This is a genomic window from Oleiphilus sp. HI0086 (assembly GCF_001635225.1).
Genome location: NZ_LWFZ01000131.1, coordinates 1 through 694, shown reverse-complemented (window position 1 = coordinate 694; position 694 = coordinate 1). Strand labels below are relative to the sequence as shown.

Genomic DNA, 694 nt, shown 5'->3' with positions numbered 1-694 from the left:
TGAAATGTTCAGCTCACTGATAAGATATCCGCTTTACTGGCACACCGACTATATAAAGGATTTAACACAATCATGACCTGGACACCCCATGCAACCGTCGCCACGCTTGTCGAGCGAGATGGCAAGCTGTTACTCGTTGAAGAACGCTCTCATGGGAAAACCGTATTCAACCAACCTGCCGGTCATATAGAGCAAGGTGAAAGCATACAAGAAGCCGCTATTCGAGAAACGTTGGAAGAGACCGGCTGGCGCGTCAAGCTCACGGGATTTATTGGCTTATATACCTATACCGCCCCACAAAATGGCGTATGTTATTACCGCTTTTGCTTTGCCGCCGAAGCACTTGAAAAAGAGAGCGATAAGCTCGATAAAGATATTATTGCTGCTCATTGGTTGAGCATGGATGAGATACGAGCACTAGAAGATAAACTCCGCAGCCCGCTCGTACTAAAGTGTTTTGATGACTACTTCCAAAAAGACCACCTAGCACTCGATACCATATATGAGTACACGACCTAAGCAGTCGTCAAAACAAGAATTATATAAAAAACAGCGTTTTTCTCTTAAGCTTATCTCAAGATAGTTTTTTTGATCGGAATAGAAACAATGGGGCCGCGTCCTTGCGAAAACTGAATCTAGCGCTTGAAAAAACACTAAATAATAATGAGAAAACTTTTGCACAAGGCCAGCTTAA

1 protein-coding gene is annotated in these 694 nt (G+C 43.4%); it reads left to right on the top strand.

Annotation, left to right across the window (positions count from 1 at the left end):
* Positions 1-72: 72 nt before the first annotated feature.
* A complete protein-coding gene (locus tag A3756_RS01880) occupies positions 73-519 on the top strand; it encodes an NUDIX hydrolase (protein WP_068513378.1) in 447 nt (148 codons plus the stop codon).
* The last annotated feature ends 175 nt before the right edge of the window (positions 520-694 follow it).